This window comes from Telluria sp. ZT3P25 (genome assembly GCF_059685895.1).
This window is the reverse complement of the sequence record NZ_JCASIJ010000001.1, coordinates 1,824,075-1,843,156: the sequence shown is the minus strand read 5'-3', so window position 1 is coordinate 1,843,156 and position 19,082 is coordinate 1,824,075. Positions and strand designations below refer to the sequence as shown.

Genomic DNA, 19,082 nt, shown 5'->3' with positions numbered 1-19,082 from the left:
AACGCCTGGCGCGGCCGTTCTAGCGGCTGCGCGCCCTAGCGATCTGAAGCCGCTCGGCGTAGCGCACCAGGTCGGGCAAGGAGCGCGCGCCCATCTTGTCCATCACCTTGCGCTTGTGGGTCTTGGCCATGATTTCGCTCACGCCCAGGGCGTCGGCCACCTGCTTGTTCAGCAGGCCTCCGATGACCAGCTCCATGGTTTCGCGCTCGCGCGGGGTCAGGCTCGACAGGCGCTGGCGCAGTTGCGCCGTTTCCCGGCGCGCCGCCAGATTCGCCTCGTCGGTGCGCAGACCGTCACGCACCGCGCGCAGGAGTTCGTCCGGCGCGACCGGCTTGGTGAGAAATTCGATGGCACCGGCCTTCATTGCCTGCACCGTCATTGGAATCGAGCCGAACCCGGTCATGAAGATGATGGGCATGTCGCTGCCCTGGCGCGCCATTGCAGCGGCGACCTCCAGGCCGCCCAGCTCGGGCATCTTCATGTCGCAGACCAGGCAGGCCGCCGTATCCGGGCGAGCTGCCCCGATGAACGCCGCACCGGCCGCAAACCCCCGCGCCTCGAAACCCTCGGCCGCGAGCAGGTTCAGGATCGATGCGCGCACCGCATCGTCGTCATCCACCACGAATACCATTGACGCCGTCATGGCGAATCTCCTTTGATGTCGGCCGTCAACGGCAGGATGAAGACCAGGTGACAGCCATGCGGTGCGCGCGGCTGCGCCCGAATGCTGCCACTATGGGCTTCGATGATTGAACGGCATACCGCCAGGCCCATGCCGATCGCCCCGGGCTTGGTGCTGACAAACGGCTCGAACATCGCTTCCAGCCCGGCCTCGCAGCCGCCAACGCCGTTGTCGGACACCTGGACCTCGACGCCGTCCCGGACGCAGACGGTCGCCACCTGCAGGATCCGTTCACGGCCCGCAGTGGCGGCCATCGCCTCGATCGCATTGCCCAGCAGGTTGGCCAGTACCTGCTGCAACTGTACCGCGTCGACCTCGATGCGGTCCGGATCGGCAGCCAGGTCGAGCATCACCCTGATCTCGTGGCGTTCCAGCTCGCCGCGCGCGAGCGCGAGGGCATCCCGTATCATCGCATGCAGGTGGGCCGGGTGGAACACGGGGCTTTGATGTCCCAGCGCCTGCAGGGTCTGGATGATCCCGCCAGCGCGCTGGCTCTGGCCGAGGATGTCGTGCAGCAGGCCGCCCAGCTTCTCGAGCGCCGGCGTATCGCGCTGCAGCCAGCGCAGGCCGGCGCCTGCGTTGCTCGAGATCGACATCAGCGGCTGGTTCACCTCGTGCGCGATCGCCGCAGTCAGCTGGCCGACCGTGGTCAGCCTGGCGCCGCGCACCAGTTCCTCCTGGGCCCGCCGCAGCGAAGCCTCCTCCGTCTTGCGGCGCGTGACGTCGCTGACCGTCCCTACGTAGATGTCGGTTTCGTTGTCGGTCATCGGCTGCCCGATGACGGACAGGTGGCGGATCTCCCCCTTGGCCCCCGTGATCCGGTGCTCGAAACGAAACGCCGTGCGGGCGGCGGAGGCCTCGCCCAGCAGCTGCGCGGCGCCGGCGCGGTCGCCCGGATGAATGCGCGCCATCAGGGCGTCAAAGGCGATCCACGTCACCTCGGGATCGAGGCCGAAGATGCGGCGGAACTCGGGGGAACAGTTGACCACGCCGTCCTCGATTTCCCAGGTCCAGCTCCCGCTCTGGTTGATCAGTTCCCCCAGCAGCAGGGTCGCGCGGCTTTCCCGCAACGCGCGCTCGACCTGGCGCCGCTCGCGGTTTTCCTGCAGAAGCTCGGCGTACAGGTTCGCATTCTCGAGCGACACGGCCGCCTGCGCCGCCAGCAGCGACAGCAACTGGGTATGCTCGCCGGTGAAGCCGCTGGACGACAGGCGGTTCTCGAGATACAGCATGCCGACCAGTTGCGATCGCTTAATCATGGGAATCGCGATCGCAGCGCAGCGCGGATGAGTGCGCAGGTAGGGATCGAGCGCATGGCCGGGAGGTCGCTGGCTGTCGCTGACGCTGACCGCCGTGCGCGAGCGCAAGGCGGTATGGATGACCGTGAGTGGAAGATCCAGTTCGCCCGGCGTCGCCTGAGTCATGTCGATGTCGATGTCGACGCCGTCGGCGCCGAGGCGCGCGCTGGCCTGGACCAGCAGCCGGTCGCCGTCGCGCCGCAGGAGCACGCCGCGCTGGGCGCTCGCATATTCCAGTGCAATGCTCATCAAGGCCTTGACCAGCGGCGCCGGGTGGATTTCTTCCGACAGGGCGCGGGTCGCACGAATGACGCCGTCGATGTCGCGGATCGCCCCGGTTGCGCCGGGTGGGCCCAAAAGGGCCGCGCCACCCGAACCCGGATAGGCATCCTCGAGCCGGGCCACCTTGCCAAGTGCGCCCCAGCGGCGGTAGGCCGCGTACGCGGCGCTGGCGTGCGCGCTCGCCGCGGTGGCCAGGCCACCGTGCCTGGCCAGCCGCGCCGCGCATTCGTGCGCGATCCCTTCGATGTGCGCGCTGCCGCCCTCCTTCGCCAGCGCCGCCGCGCGCTCGTAGGCCGCGAGCGCGGCGATGGCCTCGCCGCCGCGGTCGAGGACAGCGGCGTGGGCCAGCGCCAGCTTGTCGGCGAAGCCGCGCGGGTAGCCCGCGGCCCAGGATGCAAGCTGCGCGACGTGCGCGTCAACACGCGCACGCACGCCAGCGTCGCCCGCAGCCAGGCCAGGCGCGCGGCACAAGGCAAGGATGCTGAACAGGTGGTAGTCGGCCTGGTGCAGGTGCGCTGGCGCCGACCAGGCGAGCAACCCGGCCTGCTCCAGGCAGAACAGGGCCTGTGCGTCATCGCCATCCAGGTAATCGAGCATGCCGATGTAGAGCCAGTGCCAGAAGCGCAGCGTCGACATGGAGTCGGCAAAGCCGTTGCCGGGCTGCTCGTGCCGGCACAGCAGCGCCGTTCGCGCGCTGCCGCCCGGCTGAACCGTCCTCAGGCAGTCTACGACATCGCGCTGCACGCACAGGATCGCTTCCACATCCGCAAAGCCGACCTGGGTGACGAAAGCCAGCGCGCGTTCGATTTCCTCGCGCACCGCCTCGAGCCGGTCGCCTCGCGCAAGCAGGATACAGGTCCGATGGCAGGCTTCGAAGCAGGCGATCGTGAAGTCTCCCTGCGCGCGCGCGGCCTCGAAACCGGCCTGGGCGCAATCGAGCGAAAAGTCCAGCGGCCGGGTCCAGACGCTGGCCTGATCGAGCGCCAACAGGACTTGCGCCTCGTGCGAAGCGTAGCCATGCCGCCCGACCAGTTCGCGCGCCTCCTGCGCATAAGCGAAGCCGTCGTCGAACGCGCGGTAGCGCTCGCATACCACGACGCCGAGCCAGGCGAGCGACACGGTCGATGCCGGCGTCATGCCATGCCGCAGGGTCAGTTCCAGCATGTGGCACAGCTGCATGAACAGCAGGTTCAACGACGTGAAGGCGGCGGGAACCAGCAGGCTGGCCAGCAGCGAGACCACGATACGGGCGTTGGGATCCGTCAGCGGCGCCAGCGTGCCCAGCCCGTCCAGCCGCTCGCGCAGCGCGGCGTAGGCGCTGTCGCAGGCTTGCTCCGACGGTTCCCGGGGAATGGCGATCCCGAATCCGCGCAGGGCGTCGAGTGCGATGTTGCTCGCCTCGCGGTAGCGGCCACGCCGCACCTCCAGCTCGACCGCGAGGCACTGCACCTGGGCGAGGACGAACCGGTCCGGCACCGTCGCGAGCAGCTTGCGCACCAGCGCAGCGCAGTCGTCCAGCTGGCCGGTCAGGAAGCGGCCATGGGCCAGTTCGAGCTCAATTTCCAGGGTGAGCGCGGCGCCCGGTACGGTCGCCGGTGCCCGTGTCAGCAGCTGCAGGGCCTGCAGCTGGTAGCGGCAGGCAGCAGCGTAGGCGCAGGCGCGGCGCGCGAGCCGGCCCGCACGCAACGCCAGCGTTGCCAGTTCGACCGCCCGCGCGGCCGACACCAGGGCGCCGGCGTGCGCCAGATGGTCGACCCCATGAAACAAGGTACGGTCCTGCCCGTCCAGCCGCGCGCGCGCCAGCAGCGCGGTGGCTGCGGCGTAGTGCAGACGGGTGCGCCGGTAAGGCTCGAGCATGGCGCAGGCCGCCTCTTGCAGGCGGTCGTGCGTGAACACGTAGGCCCCGCCGCGCCGTGCCAGCACATCGGCGCGCAAGGCTGGCGCGAGCCTGTGGTCGAGCGCCTCCGGCTCGGCGCCCGAGACTTCGCACAGCAGGGCCAGGTCGGCCGCCCGTCCCAGCACGGCAATCGTGCCGAGCAGTTCATGCAGTTCCTGTGGCAGCTGGATCAGGCCCTGCAGGGCCAGGCCCAGCATATTGTCCGTAAAGGGGCGCCGCCATATCCCGTCGAAGTCGAACTGCCAGCCCGTCTCCCCGAAGTGCGCCAGGCCGCCGTCGGTCAGCCCCTGCAGGAACTGCCACACGAAATACGGGTGGCCACCCGTTTTGTGGTGCACCAGGCCGCCAAGCTGTTCCAGCTGCGGCTGCGCGCCCTCGAAGGTATCGGCCAGCATTTGCTCCAGGTCTGCTACTGACAGGGTCTCGACCGCCAGCTCGCGGTAGTAGGCGGCGCGCAAGGCCAGGCGCCGGCCCAGGCTGGCTTCCTCTCCGAGGGGGCCGCCGGCACGCGAGCAGGTCCCGATCAGGAGCATCACCGGCAGCCCGGCGGCCAGCCCGACCACCTGCTCGAGCAGCATGGCCGCGGCGGGGTCGAGCCAATGGGCGTTATCCACCACGATGACCAGCGGACGCTCGGCGCTGGAGAAGGCACGCAACAGCTGCAGGACCGCCGCCGCCAACCGGCCGACTCCATCCAGGGATGCCTGGGGCGGTTGCAGCGTCGCGGTTTCCAGCAGCAGAGCCAGTTCCGGCACCAGTGCAAGTGTCAGCTCGGGATCCACCATGGCGGCGCCGATGCGGCCGCGCCAGTGCGCCACCGACGCTTCGCCCTGCCTGAGGATGTCCGCCACCAGCACGCGCACCCCGTCCACCAGCGCAGCATAGGGCGCGTCTCCCCCATATTGATCGGCCCGGGCGCTAATCACCGTCGCATCGCACATAGAGGGGTCGGCCAGGAAACCCGCCAGCAGCGCCGACTTGCCGATGCCTGAGGGTCCGTGCACGACCGACACCCCGAAGGTGCGCTCGCTGCGCACCCGGCTGAAGTCCGCTGCGAGCTGCGCCAGTTGCCACTCCCGGCCATACAATCTGGACAGGTCATGCACGGCAAGCGGATCGAGCGACGCCGTCATTTCGGCCGCTTGCGGGTGCTGAGGGCACATTCGATGTGCTCGAACAGCAGGTCGGGATCGACCGGTTTGCGCAGCAGCGCGATGGCGCCAGCCCGGGCCGCGCGCAGTTCCATGTCACCGTCGCTGTGACCGCTCAGGAACAGCAAGGGAATGGCCAGGCCCAGGGCGGCGAAGCGCTCCTGGGTCGTGAAGCCGTTGATACCGCGCAGCTTGACATCGAGCAGGACAAGGTCGATGTCGGGCAAGTGTGGCGATGCGAGGAAGCTCTCGCCGGAATCGAACAGCAACGTCGCGTAGCCGTCCGCCTGCAGCAGGTTGGCCATGGCCTGGCGTACCGCGGCATCGTCGTCGACGACGCAGATGCGCGCCGGTGCTGCATCGTCACTCGCTTGCTGGTTCATGCCGTTGCCCGTCCCGCCTCATGCATGTGGCTCGCCTGCCGTCGGCGCATCAACGCGACCCGTGGGCGTTCCCGCGTCGGTGGGGCTGGCGGGAATGCCGGTGATCTGGGCCACGCAATGCGTGCGCAGCCAGCTCGCCGTGATCGGCTCCCTGGCGAGCATGCGCTTGACCAGCGGGACCGACTGCTCGCCGATCAGCATGCCGAGCAGGCCGACCAGGGCAACAACCGGCGGCGCCGGTGAGCGCACCTGCAGCAGCGCATAGATCAGGCCGACCAGCAGGCCGGCCGCCAACGCCACGACATAGATTTTCATGGGTTCCTCCATAAAAAGAACGGCAAGGCTGCACGGCGCCGCCGTGCCGGCCCTGCCGGATTCCCGCGCTGACGGATTATTTTGCGGGCACGGGTGCCAGCGTTTCGTGGCTGCCGGTGATGCGCTGCGGCGCCTTGTGCACCATCGTGTAGGCGTAGTCCACGCCCATGCCGTAGGCGCCGGAATGCTCACGCACGATCGCCATCACGTCATTGTAGGTGTCGCGGTGCGCCCAGTCGCGCTGCCACTCGAGCAGCACCTGTTGCCAGGTGACTGGCACGGCGCCGGCCTGCACCATGCGCAGCATCGCGAAGTCGTGGGCGTCTTTCGAGGTGCCACCCGAGGCGTCGGCCACCATGTAGATCTCGTACTCGCCTTCCAGCATGGCGCACAGGGCGAAGGTGGTGTTGCAGACTTCGGTCCACAAGCCGGCGACAATCACCTTTTTCCGGCCGTTGCTGGCCAGGGCGTCGCGCACCTTCTGGTCGTCCCACGAGTTCATCGATGAGCGTTCAAGAATCTCCTTGCCAGGGAATACGTCAAGCAGCTCCGGGTAGGTATGGCCGGAGAAGCTCTCGGTCTCCACCGTGGTGATGATGGTCGGGATATTGAAGGCCCTGGCGGCCTTGGCCAGCCCGACCACGTTGTTTTTCAAAACCTGGCGGTCGATCGACTGCACGCCGAAGGCCATCTGCGGCTGGTGATCGATGAAGATCAGCTGGGAGTTTTGCGGGGTCAGGACTTCGAGTTTCGGGTTGGGCATGATGTTCTCCATGTCGTTGCTGGGGCGGCTCAGCGTGGTGTGGGCCGCAATGGTGGTAATCGTAAGACGCGGTTTGCTATGGAACCAGTATCCAAAGGTATACCTGCCTTACGGTGGGGTCGCCCGCTCCTGCACCGGCATCGACGGCGTTTCGGCCGCCATCAGGCCGAGCAGGATCAGGACGGGGAGTACCAGCGCGGCAAAGCCGAACCGGTGGAACGCGAAGGCCGCGACGACGCAGCCGATGGCGAACGCCGCCAGGGGCCAGATAAACTTGGCGCACCTGCTTGTCAAGCCCGGATCGTTGGCCCCGCGGGCGGCGTCTGTCAGGTCGATCACGATCTGGGTGACGTTCCCGGTCATCATGGAAGTCGGTGCCAGATGGGTCAGCAGCAGACGGCTGGTGGCGCTGTGCGCCCCCATCCCTGCGGTGCCCAGCAGGCCCGCCGCCATCGCCAGCCACCCGGCGTGTTCGCCGATCGGGGTGGCCGCGATACCGCAGGCCATGAAGCCCGACAGCAGCACGACCTGCAGCAGCAAGGCCGGCCGCAGCGCAGCACCGCCGCGCCGCTCGACCGCGACAATCAGCAGGCGCGCCATGACGACGCCGACGATGAAGGCCGGGAAAGCCAAAAACTTCAACAGCACCATTTCGCGGCCGGGGTCGGCCAGCGCGGCGCCGATCATGATGAAGTTGCCGGTCACGTGGGCGGTGAACAGGCCAAACAGGGCGAGAAAGCCCAGCGTGTCGACATAGCCGGCCAGAAAGCCGAGCGCCAAACCCTGCGTGCGGTGATGTGTTGGTTCGCTCATGCGAATCTCCAGGTTGGGTGGTGGATGGACGGTCATCGATCCTTCACCGGCCACCGCTGCCCGACATCGTAGGCAGCCGGGGGAAGTCGCGCCCATCCCATTTGGCCAGTTTTACGACCAGCCCATCCTATCCATTGGTATAGCTAGACCGCCATGGCGGCCACGCCGACAATGCGGCCATCAGACTACGGACAGCGGAGCATCCAGCATGGACAAGTCCCCAATTTCACTGGTCATCGCCGACGACCACCCCCTCATCCTGGCCGGTCTTGCCAGCCTGATCGAATCCGAGCCGGACCTGGCGCTGCTCGGCCAGGGCACCAGCGCCGCCGAGGCGGTTGCGCTGTATGACCGCCTGCGCCCGGACGTGATGCTGGTCGACCTGAACATGCCGGGCGGCGGCCTCGAAGCCATCATCGCGACCCGCAGGATGCATCCGGACGCGAGGATCGTGATGCTCACCAGTTACGAAGGCGATGAGAACGTGCACCGCGCCCTGCAGGCGGGTGCGGCGGGCTACCTGCTCAAGCAGGCCGGCTTCGAAGAAATCGTGCGCTGCGTGCGCCAGGTCGTGGAGCAGCGCCGCTACCTGCCGGCTCTGCTGGCGGACAAGCTGGCGCTGCGCATCCACACCAGCCCGCTGTCGCGGCGCGAGCTGGACATCCTGGCCCACCTGAGCGCGGGCAAGAGCAACAAACTGATCGCACGCGACGCGGGCATTGGCGTGGGCACCGTGAAATACCACGTCAACAACATCCTGTCGAAGCTGAACGTCTCGTGCCGCACCGAGGCTGCATCCGTGGCGCAGCAACGCGGCCTGCTGCAAGCCTTTTAGACCATCCAGGAACAGGGACTACCCATCATGAGCCAATCCACCAGCACCGCCACCCACAGCGCCCCACTGATCCTGTTCAACGGCTGCTTCCACACGGTCGACCGCCAGAACCCCCAGGCCAGCGCAGTGGCGATTCAGGACGGCAGATTCCTGGCCGTCGGCGATACCGACGAGGTGATGCGTCATCGCCAGCCGGACAGCCAGGTGATCGACCTCAATGGCCGCACCGTGATTCCCGGCCTGAACGACTCGCACATCCACCTGATCCGCGGTGGACTGAACTACAACCTGGAGCTGCGCTGGGAAGGCGTGCCCTCGCTTGCCGATGCGCTGCGCATGCTCAAGGCGCAGGCCGAGCGTACCCCGCACCCCCAGTGGGTACGCGTGGTGGGCGGCTGGAACGAGTTCCAGTTTTCCGAGAAGCGCATGCCGACCATCGAAGAGATCAACCGCGCCGCCCCGGACACGCCGGTGTTCGTGCTGCACCTGTACGACCGCGCCCTGCTCAACCGCGCCGCCCTGCGCGCGGTAGGCTACGACAAGGACACGCCGAATCCACCGGGCGGGGAAATCGTGCGCGACGCCGCCGGCAACCCGACCGGCATGCTGATCGCGCGCCCGAACGCAATGATTCTGTACGCCACCCTGGCCAAGGGCCCCACGCTGCCGCTCGAGCAGCAGGTCAATTCGACACGCCAGTTCATGCGCGAACTGAACCGCCTGGGTGTGACCAGCGTGATCGATGCCGGCGGCGGCTTCCAGAACTACCCCGAAGATTATGCGGTCGTCGATGCGCTGGCCAAAGATGAGCAGCTGACGGTGCGCATCGCCTACAACCTGTTCACCCAGAACAAGGGCCAGGAGCTGGGCGACTTCGAACGCTGGACCGCGCTGGTCAAGCTGGGCGACGGCAGCGATTTCTACCGCCACAACGGCGCCGGCGAGATGCTGGTGTTCTCGGCCGCGGACTTCGAAGATTTTCTGCAGCCGCGCCCGGACCTGGCCGACGGCATGGAGGCCGAACTCGAGACGGTGGTGCGCCACCTGGTGCAGCAGCGCTGGCCGTTCCGCCTGCACGCCACCTACGACGAATCGATTTCGCGCATGCTGGACGTGTTCGAGAAAGTCGACCGCGACATCCCCTTCGCCGGCTTGTCCTGGTTCTTCGACCACGCCGAGACCATCACCCCGCGCAACATCGACCGCGTCAAGGCCCTGGGCGGCGGCATCGCCATCCAGCACCGCATGGCCTTCCAGGGTGAATTCTTCGTCGAGCGCTACGGTGCTGACGCGGCCAAGGCCACGCCGCCCATCACCCGCATGCTGGAGACCGGCGTGCCGGTCGGCGCCGGTACCGACGCGACCCGTGTGGCCAGCTACAACCCCTGGACCGCGCTGTACTGGCTGGTATCAGGCCGCACTGTCGGCGGACTGCGCCTCTACGACGCGGCGCAGCGTCTGCCGCGCGAGACCGCACTCGAACTGTGGACCAGCGGCAGCGCATGGTTTTCGAGCGAGACAGGCAAGAAAGGTCGCATCCGCGAAGGCATGCTGGCCGACCTGGCGGTGCTTTCCAGCGACTTTTTCCGCGCGGAGGAAGAATCGATCAAGGACATCGAGTCGGTGCTGACCGTGGTCGGCGGCAGGATCGTCTACGGCCAGGCTGAATTCAGTTCAATTGCGCCGCCGCCGATTCCCGTGCTGCCCGACTGGTCGCCCGTGAACACCGTGCCGGGCCACCACCGGAAAGCGACGCCGGTTACAGCCCTGCCCCATCAGTGCCGCGGTGCCTGCGGCGTGCATGCTCACGCCCACGACCGGGCGCGCAGATCAAACATGCCGGTGTCTGACTTCGCCGGATTCTGGGGCGCCTTCGGGTGCAGCTGCTTCGCCTTCTGAGCGTTTTTACCGCCAACCCGGCGCCGCCGGCATCGCGCCATCCTCCTGAAAGGAAACACCATGAGCCATACCATCAATACCGTGACCACCCACGACGGCACCATCATCTACTTCACCGACTGGGGCCACGGCACCCCGGTGGTGTTCAGCCACGGCTGGCCGCTGAACGGCGACGCCTGGGAAAACCAGATGATGTTCCTGGCCGAGCACGGCTACCGGGTGATCGCGCATGACCGCCGCGGCCATGGCCGCTCGAGCAAGGCATGGCACGGCAACGACATGAACACGTATGCCGACGACCTGGCGGCACTTCTCGACACGCTGGACATTTCCGGCGCCACCCTGGTCGGCCACTCCACCGGCGGCGGCGAAGTGGCGCGCTACATCGGACGCCATGGCACCAGCCGTGTCGCCAAGGCGGTGCTGGTGGGCGCGGTCACGCCCCAGATGATCGTCTCGGCTGCGAATCCGGACGGCGTGCCGATGTCGGTGTTCGACGGCATCCGGGACGGCGTCATGACCGACCGTGCCCAGTACTTCCTTGATCTGGCGGTGCCGTTCTTCGGCTTCAACCGCCCGGGCGCCAAAACCTCCGACGGCCAGCTGCAGACCTTCCTGATCCAGGGACTGCAGTGCAGCCTGAAGAGCGCCTACGCCTGCATCAAGCAGTTCTCCGAGACCGATTTCACGGAAGACCTGAAGAAAATGACAATGCCGACCCTGGTGGTGCACGGCGACGACGACCAGATCGTCCCTCTGGCCAGCACCGCACGCCGCGCCGTCGAGCTGCTGCCGCAGGGCCGCCTGTCGGTGTACCAGGGCGCAGGTCATGCGCTGCCGGTGACCCACAAGGACCAGCTGAACGCCGAACTACTGGCGTTCCTGCGCAGCTGATGTGCCTGGCACTCCTGCCTGAGGTGGGAGTGCTGAGCGTCCAACACATCGGGTGTCGGCCGCTGGCGTCTCGCCATCCTTACTTGCCACTGGCACTATCGTCTGTCTTGATTTAGTATCGCACTCACTTCAGGTCAGACAATTTCAACGCAAATTGGTTACAAGCGCACTCATTTCACCCGGCGCATGGCTGCGCGCCGTACCCTCCTTATTGGCCGTCGCCATGCTTGCGCCGTCCGTTGCGGCGGCGGTCGAGACGCTGTCGCCAGCACCGAACCTGCGCAACTACCACCACACGCGCTGGACCGCCGGGGAAGGCGCGCCGCAGGCGATCCGCGCAATGGCGCAGACCTCCGACGGCTGGCTCTGGCTCGGCACCATGGACGGTTTGTACCGGTTCGACGGTGTGCAGTTCTCGCGCTATCCACTTCCGCCCGGCCTGGGCCTGAACCGCAACATGATCCGCTACCTGCACGCCGGCAGCCGCGGCGAGTTGTATATGGGCCGGGCCGCCGAAGGCATGTCCGTGCTACATCCCGATGGCCGTCTGCAGGACTTGCCACCAGCGCCGGACCCGGGCGCCATGATCGACGTCCTGTCGGCCGATGCCGATGGCAGCGTCTGGATGGTCAGCAAGGGCGTCTATCGTCTCGAAGGAGATCGCTGGCTGACCATTCAGTCTGGCGAGGATTGGGACGCACTCGACGTGCGTGGGTTCCTCCTGGACGGGCAAGGCCAGCTCTGGATCAGCCGGGATAACAGTATCTGGCGGCTCGACCGGCAGACCCGCCGCTTCGCGCGCATTCTGGACAAGGGGGGCGACCTGCTGCGCGCGCCCGACGGCAGGCTGTGGCTGATCTCCGGTGAAGGCGAGATGCGCTTGCTCTCGGCCGGCGCCTCGCCCGGCCGTCGCACTGTCCCGCGCGCCCCGGAGGCGCTTGGGACAGGTCAATTCTCCGACGACGGCGCCCTGTGGGTGCTCGACTGTCCCGGGCAGCCGTGCGTGGTCCCAGGCGCCACTCGCCATGCCGCTCCCGGATACAAGGTGGGGCGGCCGGGCGACGCGCCCGCCGACGCGACGATCCAGATGTCAGGAAAGACCCTGACCTCGATCCTGGTGGATCGCGAAGGCGCGACCTGGGTCACTTCTGAAGGCGGCATCGACCGGTTTCGCCCTAAGCGGGTGCTTCCGACCGAGCTGGACGGAGAAGGCGTTGTCTACAGTACGGTGGCCGATGGCGCTGGACGGATGTGGGCCGCGAATGCAGTGACGGGCAAGATGTGGCAGCTGCTGCCCGAGCGCGCAGTGCCGGTGGCGCCCCGGCATCCGGTCACGGTACTGGGCCGGGACCCCGCCGGCGCCCTGCTGCTGGGCGGAAAACGCAGCATCTGGCGTCATCATGCGGAAGGTGCGGCAGAGATACCACTGCCCCCAGGGGCCGACGGGAAGCCGATGGACCGGCGGTTGTTCGGTATCCTGGACGACGGCACGGTCTTGTGGACAGCAGCCGCCGATATCGGATTGATCGGCTGGCGAGATGGGAAATGGCAGCCGGGCAGGAACTTCAGCCTGCCGGCCAAGATTTATCAGTCGGCCCTGGCCGGGCCTGGGCAGATGTGGCTGGCTACCGGAAACGGCGAACTGTTCCATTACGACCTCGCGACCGATGCCACCCGCCCGCCCATCGATATCCGTGCCCTTGGCATGACTGCAGCGATCTTTCCAGAGACGGACCTTGTGCTCAGTGGCGACAACGGCACCGGTGTCGTACAGGGCGGCGCCCTGCGCATGCTGCAGGCTGCTGACGCGAGCGTCCTGCGAAATGTTTCAGGCTTTGTCGTCACGGCCGACGGTGACCGCTGGCTGAACGGCGCCGCTGGACTGGTCCATGTGACAGCGGCTAACTGGAAGCGCAGCATCGACGATCCCGATCTGCCGCTGAATTATGAACTCTTCGATGCCCTGGACGGCTATCCCGGCCGCGCCGTCATCGAAAGTCGCTGGCGCAGCGCATGGACCGTGGACAGTCGCACGCTCTGGCTGGTAGCGACTGGGGGCGTGATGCGCGTTGACAGCGCAAACCTGAAGCGTAACCACGTTGCACCGACACCATTGATCCTTTCCCTGTCGAGCGACAAGGCCGTGTTCACCCCCGGGTCGCCCGGATGGAACGCGGCAATCCTGCCAGCGGGTACCGAACGTTTGCGGGTCGATTTCACCGCGCCTTCGCTGCGCATGCCGGAGCGTGTGCGATTCGCGTATTTGCTGGAAGGGATCGACTCGGAGTGGCAAGACGCCGGCACGCGCCGTACGACGTCGTACACCAATGTGAAGCCGGGGAATTATGTGTTCCGCCTGCACGCCATCAACGAAGACGGCGTGCGCAGCGCGACACAGGCGGTGCTGCGCTTCACGGTCGAACCGACCCTGTGGCAGACAACGTGGTTCAAACTGTTCGGGCTGGCGCTGATCGTTGCCCTGCTGTTCCTGGCCTATCGCTACCGCGTGCGCTATCTGACTGGGCGCGTGGCCGAGCGCATGCACGTGAAGATGGCCGAGCGCGAACGCATTGCACGCACCTTGCACGATACCTTCCTGCAGACGGTCCAGAGTCTGATGTTCCGTGTGGATGCGATCGCCGCGGGTTTGCCCAAGGACGCGGGGGCGCGCGGCGAGATCGAACAAGTGCTTGGCCATGCCCGCCGGGCGCTCGGCGAGGGGCGCGAACAGCTGCAAGAACTGCGTTCAGTCGGCAGCGAACAACCCGAGGACCTGCTGGAAGACAGCATCGCCGAGTTGCGGGAGGCGCATCCGGGCATTGCAATCGGCCTGCGCACCAGCGGCCTCCGGCGCCGCCTTGCTCCCGGGACCGGCGCAGAGGTGGCCGCCATTGCCCGGGAAGCGCTGCACAACGCCTGTGTCCATGCCGCCGCTTCCCATGTTGAAGCACGCCTGGAATACCAGCCCGAGCGTCTGGTAATGACCGTTAGCGACGATGGCCGGGGCATCGACGCAGCGGTGTTGCACAAGGGCGCCGCCGACGGCCGCTGGGGCCTGGTCGGCATGCGCGAGCGTGCCGATCGCATCGGCGGCATGCTGGAACTCGAATCGGGCAGCGACGCAGGCGCAGGCGCTGTCGTCAGGCTGACCGTTCCCGCCGTGCGGGCCTATGCCGGTTAGCGACCGGCTATCGGGATTGCCCGTATCGTTCGGCCAGTCCCGAGGGCCTGGCCTTCTGGCCGGGTTCAGGCAAGGCACGATTCTTTAGACTGGAGACAGCCCTGGGCTTGCGAGCACAGGCTTCTGTCCAACCTGAAAGGATCCACCATGTCGAACCAAGCTACCCTGTCGCGCCGCAGCCTGCTGGCGGGCGCTGCGTCCGGCGCCATCGGCGCCGGCCTCGCGGTGGCCGGCAACGCTGCCGCCGCGACCAAGCCACAACGTCCGTCCACACCGGGCGGGCGCGCCGGCAACTACCTGACCGTCGAAGACGGCACTGTCATCCACTACAAGGACTGGGGCAGCGGCCAGCCAGTGGTGTTCAGCCATGGGTGGCCGCTGCAGGGCGATGCCTGGGAAGACCAGATGTTTTTCCTGGCCGCGCGGGGCTACCGCGTGATCGCGCATGACCGCCGCGGCCACGGCCTGTCGAGCCAGCCGTGGAACGGCAACGACATGGACCACTACGCGGACGACCTGGCGGCACTGATCCGGCACCTCGACCTCAAGCACGCGGTGCTGGTCGGCCATTCGACCGGCGGCGGCGAAGTCGCACACTACATCGGTCGCCATGGTAATCAACGCGTGGCCAAAGCGGTGCTGGTGGGCGCGGTGCCGCCGCAGATGGTCCGGTCGGCCACGAACCCGGGCGGCCTGCCGATGGACGTATTCGACGGCATCCGCAAGTCGGTGGTGGAAGACCGGTCGCAATTCTTCATGGACCTGACGCTGCCCTTCTACGGCTACAACCGCCCGGGCGCCAACGTCTCGCAGGGCGTGCGCGACACCTTCCGGGCGCAGGGCATGCAGTGCGGCCTGAAGAACGCCTACGACTGCATCAAGCAGTTCTCTGAGACCGACTTCACCGCCGACCTGAAGAAGATCAACGTGCCAACCCTGATCGTGCATGGTTCGGACGACCAGATCGTCCCGATCGACGCCTCCGGCAAGGCGGCGGCGAAACTGGTGAGGAACGCGACCCTGCTGGTCTACGAAGGCGCGCCGCACGGCCTGCCGACCACCCATAAGCACCGCCTCAACGAAGACCTGCTGGCGTTCATCAAAGCCTGACGCGCCTCAGGCCCGCTGCGCCGGCTTCCCGCACGGGGGCTGGTGTGGCTTGCCATGTTGCTTAGAGACCTGGGTTGCCACGTGGTCGAGCAAGGCGCTCTCCTTATCTGTTTCGGGTCTCTGCCCTGTCTGCCACCTCCGTGGCCGGCGAACGTCGGGCTTTAGCCAAATGAGTGCGAGCAGCATGTGCACCAGCGCACCTGCCAGCGTGGACCACAGCGACAACAGGACGGCCAGTGCATACATCAGCACCGAGAAGCGGTTCTTGCGGCTGTCCCAGGCGGTGCCTGCGGCGCCGCTACCGCGCTGCAGGCACCACGACAACAGCGTGAAGGCCAGCGCGCAGTTCATCAAGATCACGCCGTACAGTGCCACCGGAACCGGATCCATCGGGTGCTCGCCGGCCCACGCCGTCACGTAGGGAATCAGCGACATCCAGAACAGCAGGTGCAGGTTGGCCCACAAGGCCGGCGCATCGATGCGCCGCACCCGGTCCAGCAGCGCATGGTGGTTGACCCAGTAGATACCGACGTAGACAAAGCTGAGCAGGTAGCGCGCCAGGGCCGGCCCGGCATCGGCCATGGCGGCCAGGCTGCTGGATGCGGGGGCATGCAGCTCGAGTACCATGATCGTGATGATGATGGCGATGACGCCATCGCTGAATGCCTCGGTGCGGTTCTTGTCCATCCCGCCACCTTAGCGCGGCAAACAAGACGCTCCCCCTATCAAGGGATAGTGGTGCGGCCGCCGGGCCGCGTCCTATTCGCAGTTTCTTCCCATCGGCCTGCCGGTTGTCTGTTGTCGAATCCTCCGACAACCAGCACGGCGTGGTGCTCCGGGCATGATGAAGAGCGGCATAGTAAACGTTTTCCGTAATTGCTGGAGTTTCGGTTAGTTTGCTGTCGTTTGATCACGGTCAAGGCAATGATCGCGTTCTCCTCCATGAGCAGCTCGACGTCATGGCCCACCGGCTAACCTCCCAGAAAACCACGCGTAGCCAGAGATGTCACGGAGCGTACCCTCCTCCTGCATCAGCTTGCCCGGCTTGACCTGGCTATTGAGAAGTGGACTGCGTCAACCCGCCCCTTTTCCTGGTCGCCTATTGTTGAGTTGCTGTCTGTGATTTTGTCGAAACTGTTGATACGGAAGTTGGTTGTAATTTATATGTTGGTTAGTTACCTTTTTATGATAGTCTGACACATCCTCATCTGACCCAACCGTCCATGTCCACACCAACTTCATGGGACCGTGATCCCATCAACGCCTTCAAGGCCTTTGTCGCCACGACCGCCTTCGCCGAAACCGGTCGTCGCCTTCCCGCCGACGGCACACTGCGCATCCCGTCAGCCGAATCAGCCAAGATCTACAACTTCATGTTCGCCAACGTGGCCGGCTGGATGCTGGAACAAGGCCTTACCTTCTCCACAGTCACCCACGCCGACCTGGCCCGCTTCATCGGGCGCACGACCAAAGGCAAGCTCATCCTGAACAGCAAGATCGCCTACCGCTACCTGCGCCTGCTGGAGCGCTGCTACGAGCATCTGGACGTCAACCCCAACCCTGCGCAGCTGGCGATTCTCCACATCGATCGCGCCCACATGACGCGCGATGACGCCGGCCGCACATTGTCCGACGAGCAGTTGGTGCGGTTCTTTGCAGCCCTGCCGGCGGAGGCGCCAAAGCGCCGTACCAGCACCCCGTTCGAAGGCTGGAAACGCCGACGTGACCGTGCCATGCAGGTCGTCATCGCCCTGGCCGGTTTGCGCGTCTCGGAAGCGATCGGCTTGCTGATGTCCGAGATCGGCCGCCAGCAGGCGCTCGATGGCTCGATCGTTCTGACCATCACGCCAGATGAAAAGCATGACACCAGCCACGAACACACGATCACCCTCCCCCGCGACGGCGCCGATGAGCTGCTGCCGTGGCTTGCCGAGCGCGAGACGCTGGCCATTCCTGGGCAGTTCGTCTTCCCGGCCAATGCGGCCGGCGCCAGGATGACAAGAAAAACGGTCTATGTGCAGATGCGCGCGACATTCGAGCGCGCCGGGATGGATCTGGCGCGCTCTGGCGGGCGCACGTTGCGCAACACATTCGCCAAGCAGCAACTCGACGCCGGCGCGAGTCCTGATGAGCTCAAGGATGTGCTTGGCCTGGCGCTCGAGCGCTCCGCGGCCGACTACAAGCTCACGCGGGTCAAGCCGGATCCGGGCGAGAGCAATGACGACAAGGGATAATCGGAGACCGGCTCATTGAATCCGGGCCGAGGCACCGTCAGAAATGGCGTCAGCACGGCGCGCAACAATCAGGCCAATATCCACGGCATCGGCCATCCTTCGATACCCTGCGTCGCCCGGGTGCAGATGGTCGCCCGAATCCAACGCGGCCGTCATGCGCTGCGGTCGCTCCGGATCGCGCAGCACCGCGTCGAAGTCGACCACCGCATCAAAGATGCCAGCATGCCGGATCCAGTCGTTCAACCCTTTGCGCAATGCTTCTTTCGGCGGGCTGTAATGCCCGGCGAACGGCGTTCCTTCCAGCGCCCCTTCGAATGGCGGCAGCGTGCCCACTGTGATGCGGATTTGCCTGGCATGCGCAGCGCCCGCAAGCTGGCGAAAGCCTGCAATCAGTTGGTCCAGCGTCACCATGGTTTCATTCGGCGCGAAAGGACTGCCAGGCCAGCCGATATCATTGATACCCAACAGGACAATCACGTCCGACGCCCCGGGCTGACCCAGCACATCGTGTTCGAATCGCGCCAGCGCGCGCTCGCCCATGCCATCTTTAAGGAGCCGCGCGCCAGAAATGCCGGCATTGGCCACGGCGATGCCGTGCGGCGCCAGCCGGCGCGCCAGGAAATCGGGCCAGCGCCGATCGGCGTCGGGTGTCGATCCATTGCCATCGGTGATGGAGTCGCCCAGCGCCACCACCGTGCGGCCACCCGGTAATGCGTCGACCAGCACAGCACTGAGAAACAGGCGCCCTTCCACTTGCATCGCGTTCGAGAAATCGCGCGCCTGCCTGGCATTGCCGGCAGCGACGCTGACACGTTGCGACGCACCCCAGTGAAACCCGGTGACGGCGGTTCGTTTTGGCAGATACGTCGTGACCTCCAGCTGTGACAACGGCGCGACGGGTAACGCAATCGGATCGCTCGTGACCGTCGCGCCAGGCGCGATGGCGACATGCGGCGCGCCGGCAAACGTCACCAACCGCGTCATCACGCTGGCCGCGCCGATCTCGAGCGGCACCTTGCCGTAGCGATTCGAAAACACCAGCTTGATGCGATTCCCGCCGGCGCTGATGCGGACAGACTCCCGCACGGTCTGATCATCCAGGCAGGCAGGCACATTCATCGGCAAGATGAACTTGCTGTCCCAGCCGGGCTGGGGGGCAGCGTACCAGGACGTTACCCAATGGGTTCGTGCTTCCCCTGCCAGCGCGTTGCCTGCAAGGGTCATTGCGATCCAGATCGCAGCGGTGTGAAAGTAGTGGCTCATGGGATCCTTCGTTGATGGAGGAACCACAGTAGGTCATTCGAATTGCAGCCGGAAGATGGTAAAGTCGAACATCATTCATTCC

The 19,082-nt window shown here is 66.1% G+C and carries 14 protein-coding genes; 6 read left to right on the top strand and 8 right to left on the bottom strand.

All coding sequences use genetic code 11. From position 1 onward, the window contains the following. Positions 1-19: 19 nt before the first annotated feature. The 6 genes from AC56LY_RS08310 to AC56LY_RS08285 all read right to left on the bottom strand — a co-directional run bounded on the left by AC56LY_RS08310 (position 20) and on the right by AC56LY_RS08285 (position 7,584). Positions 20-643: a response regulator transcription factor gene (locus AC56LY_RS08310; RefSeq protein WP_499578258.1), complete on the bottom strand. Its 624-nt coding sequence runs from the start codon at positions 641-643 to the stop codon at positions 20-22. Further along, positions 640-5,292, bottom strand: a complete 4,653-nt coding sequence (locus tag AC56LY_RS08305) for an AAA family ATPase (protein WP_499578257.1) — start codon at positions 5,290-5,292, stop codon at positions 640-642. The genes AC56LY_RS08310 and AC56LY_RS08305 overlap by 4 nt, the downstream gene beginning before the upstream one ends. Beyond that, positions 5,289-5,693 (bottom strand): response regulator transcription factor, encoded by a 405-nt coding sequence (locus tag AC56LY_RS08300; protein WP_499578255.1) that lies wholly within the window; start codon positions 5,691-5,693, stop codon positions 5,289-5,291. The genes AC56LY_RS08305 and AC56LY_RS08300 overlap by 4 nt, the downstream gene beginning before the upstream one ends. 18 nt (positions 5,694-5,711) lie before the next feature. Continuing rightward, positions 5,712-6,008, bottom strand: a complete 297-nt coding sequence (locus AC56LY_RS08295; protein WP_499578253.1) for a XapX domain-containing protein — start codon at positions 6,006-6,008, stop codon at positions 5,712-5,714. A 76-nt stretch (positions 6,009-6,084) separates the two neighbouring features. Beyond that, positions 6,085-6,771, bottom strand: coding sequence for a hydrolase (locus AC56LY_RS08290; protein ID WP_499502244.1), 687 nt, complete (start codon positions 6,769-6,771; stop codon positions 6,085-6,087). A gap of 108 nt (positions 6,772-6,879) precedes the next feature. After that, the gene (locus AC56LY_RS08285) at positions 6,880-7,584 is read right to left on the bottom strand and encodes a YoaK family protein (protein ID WP_499578251.1); all 705 of its coding nucleotides are present in this window, start codon (positions 7,582-7,584) and stop codon (positions 6,880-6,882) included. A 208-nt stretch (positions 7,585-7,792) separates the two neighbouring features. Here AC56LY_RS08285 and AC56LY_RS08280 point away from each other — a divergent pair, with 208 nt between their 5' ends. The 5 genes from AC56LY_RS08280 (at position 7,793) to AC56LY_RS08260 (ending at position 15,503) form a co-directional block, all read left to right on the top strand. Beyond that, entirely contained in the window at positions 7,793-8,419 is a 627-nt protein-coding gene (locus tag AC56LY_RS08280) for a response regulator (protein WP_499578249.1), read from the top strand. Between the two features lie 27 nt (positions 8,420-8,446). Then, positions 8,447-10,318, top strand: coding sequence for an amidohydrolase (locus tag AC56LY_RS08275; protein WP_499578247.1), 1,872 nt, complete (start codon positions 8,447-8,449; stop codon positions 10,316-10,318). A 60-nt stretch (positions 10,319-10,378) separates the two neighbouring features. Then, positions 10,379-11,212 (top strand): alpha/beta fold hydrolase, encoded by an 834-nt coding sequence (locus tag AC56LY_RS08270; RefSeq protein ID WP_499578245.1) that lies wholly within the window; start codon positions 10,379-10,381, stop codon positions 11,210-11,212. A 223-nt stretch (positions 11,213-11,435) separates the two neighbouring features. Further along, complete coding sequence (locus AC56LY_RS08265) at positions 11,436-14,393, top strand: sensor histidine kinase (protein WP_499578243.1); 2,958 nt, start codon at positions 11,436-11,438, stop codon at positions 14,391-14,393. A gap of 147 nt (positions 14,394-14,540) precedes the next feature. After that, positions 14,541-15,503, top strand: a complete 963-nt coding sequence (locus AC56LY_RS08260; RefSeq protein WP_499578241.1) for an alpha/beta fold hydrolase — start codon at positions 14,541-14,543, stop codon at positions 15,501-15,503. Between the two features lie 6 nt (positions 15,504-15,509). Here the strand turns inward: AC56LY_RS08260 and AC56LY_RS08255 are convergent, their stop codons facing one another. After that, positions 15,510-16,190, bottom strand: a complete 681-nt coding sequence (locus tag AC56LY_RS08255; protein ID WP_499578240.1) for a TMEM175 family protein — start codon at positions 16,188-16,190, stop codon at positions 15,510-15,512. Positions 16,191-16,726: 536 nt separating this feature from the next. Between AC56LY_RS08255 and AC56LY_RS08250 the strand changes: the two genes are divergently transcribed. After that, on the top strand, positions 16,727-17,737 hold the full coding sequence (locus AC56LY_RS08250; protein ID WP_499578238.1) for a tyrosine-type recombinase/integrase: 1,011 nt from the start codon (positions 16,727-16,729) through the stop codon (positions 17,735-17,737). A gap of 12 nt (positions 17,738-17,749) precedes the next feature. Here AC56LY_RS08250 and AC56LY_RS08245 read toward each other — a convergent pair whose 3' ends face one another. Continuing rightward, entirely contained in the window at positions 17,750-19,000 is a 1,251-nt protein-coding gene (locus AC56LY_RS08245; protein WP_499578236.1) for an SGNH/GDSL hydrolase family protein, read from the bottom strand. Positions 19,001-19,082 lie beyond the last annotated feature (82 nt).